Origin of the sequence: Pseudactinotalea sp. (genome assembly GCF_048594945.1) — a bacterium.
Lineage (GTDB): Bacteria > Actinomycetota > Actinomycetes > Actinomycetales > Beutenbergiaceae > Pseudactinotalea.
Genome location: NZ_JBMDXJ010000474.1, coordinates 1 through 2,141 on the forward strand (window position 1 = coordinate 1; position 2,141 = coordinate 2,141).

The following is a 2,141-nucleotide window of genomic DNA, read 5'->3' on the forward strand; positions in this document are numbered from 1 at the left end:
GTCGTGGACCTCGCTTCGTGGTGGGTCGGCGCCGTGGTGGTCCCGATCTACCCGACCGCCTCCTCCGCGCAGGCCGCCCAGGTGATCGCCGACTGCCGCCCGGCACTTGCGGTCCTCGGCGGCAGCGCCGAGCACACCATCCTGGACGCGGCACTCGAACGCCTCGAGCCCGCGCCGTCTATCTCGACCTGGACGATGGACACGGGCGCGCACGACCTCGATGCGCTGCGCTCGCTCGGGCACGACGTGACCGAGGACACCGTGGAGGCCCGGCGCGCGCGGGTGCGCTCCGACGACATCGCGACGATCGTCTACACCTCAGGCACGACCGGATCAGCGCGCGGTGTGCGCATCACGCACGCCAACCTCGTCGGCGTGGTCCGGAACGTGCAGGCCGCCTATGCAGAGGTCATCCACGAGGGCGCGAGCACCGTGATCTTCCTGCCGCTCGCGCACGTGCTCGCCCGCGGCCTGCAGCTCGTCGCGATCGCCACGGGGATGCGCACCGCGCACCTCGCGGACCCTGCCTCGGTCGTCGCCACGCTACCGACTCTGCGTCCGACCTTCCTGGTGGTGGCGCCGCGGGTGCTACAACGGATCCGCGCAGCCGTGGCCGCCAAGGCGCAGCGAGCCCACCTCGGCCGCCTCTACGCCGCCGCTGACGTCACTGCGGTGGCATGGGGTCGGCATCTCGAGCGGCGGCAGGACGACCCGAGGGCGACAGCACCGCTCGGGCTCCGCCTCCGGCACGCGGTCTTCGACCGGCTCTTCTACGCACGCGTCCGCGCGCTGTTGGGTGGTCGGGTGGAATCCCTGCTCTCGGGGGCCGCCTCGCTCGGGGCCGACCTGTCCCTCTACTTCCGCGGCCTCGACATCCCGGTCATCGAGGGGTACGGGCTCACCGAGACGACGGCACCCGCCACCGGTCAGCGACCAGGTGACATCCGGGCCGGCACAGTCGGGGTACCGATCCCCGGCACAGCGATCCGGCTGGCCGATGACGGCGAGATCCAGGTCCGCGGCGTCGGCGTCACTCCGGGTCACACCGATCCAGCGGACGACGCCGCCGCGTTCACCGTGGACGGGTGGCTGCATACCGGGGACCTGGGCACTGTGGACGAGCGCGGCCATCTCACCGTGGTCGGTCGACGGAAGGACACCCTGGTGACTTCCTCCGGCAAGAGCATCGAGCCGGGACCGTGGGAGACCACCGTCGGAGCGCATCCTCTCGTGGCCCATGCGGTCATGGTGGGCACCGATCGTCCGTATGCCGCGGCGCTGCTGCTGCTCGCCCCCGACGAGCTGCGTGCCTGGGCCGAGCAGCATGACCGCCCCGACCTCGCCGAGCTGGTGAGAGATCCTGCCTCGCCTCCGGGAACACTGCTCGACGACGCCGCGCTCAGTCTGGCGCTGCAGCCCGCGGTCGAAGCGGCGAACGCGGAGGTCTCCCGCTCGGAGCAGGCACGCCGCTTCCGAGCCGTGATCGTCGACCTCGACGAGTGCACGACGCCGACCCTCAAGCTCCGCCGGTCCGCCTACCTCGAGTCGGCAACAGCGCTGATCGACGACCTCTACGCCTGAGGGCTCAGGCCTGCACGACCACCGGGATGATCATCGGCCGGCGACGCAGCCGTGACGAGGCCCAGCGACCCACAGTGCGACGGATCGCCTGCTGCAGCTGGTGGGTGTCGTAGCTGCCGTCAGCAGTCGCCTCCGCGAGCGCCTTCTCGATCTGCGGCACGATCTCGGCAAGCTTGTCCTCGTCCTCGGCAACCCCGCGCGCGTGCAGCTGCGGCCCGGCGACGAGCTTGCCGTTCTGCGAGTCGACCACCGCAAAGATCGAGATGAACCCCTCCTCGGACAGGATGCGGCGGTCCTTCAGCTCCGCCTCCGTGACGCCACCGACCGAGGAGCCGTCCACGTACACGTAGCCGCAGGGCACGGCGCCGACGATGCGGGCCTTGCCGTCGACGAGGTCGACGACCACGCCGTCCTCGGCGAGCACGACCCGCTCGGCGGGCACACCGGTCTGCACCGCGAGCGCACCGTTGGCGACCAGGTGACGGATCTCGCCGTGCACCGGCATCACGTTCTTGGGGCGCACGATGTTGTAGCAGTAGAGCAGCTCCCCTGCCGACGCG

The 2,141-nt window shown here is 71.1% G+C and carries 2 protein-coding genes; one reads left to right on the forward strand and one right to left on the reverse strand.

Going from position 1 to position 2,141, the window contains the following annotated elements:
* The coding region (locus ACOJSN_RS21390; protein ID WP_420114505.1) for an AMP-dependent synthetase/ligase at positions 1 to 1,581 on the forward strand (1,581 nt) is incomplete at its 5' end.
* Positions 1,582 to 1,585: 4 nt separating this feature from the next.
* On the opposite strand, the gene ACOJSN_RS21395 is transcribed toward ACOJSN_RS21390, so the two are convergent.
* On the reverse strand, positions 1,586 to 2,141 hold a 556-nt coding region (locus tag ACOJSN_RS21395; protein WP_420114506.1), incomplete at its 5' end, for an MBL fold metallo-hydrolase RNA specificity domain-containing protein.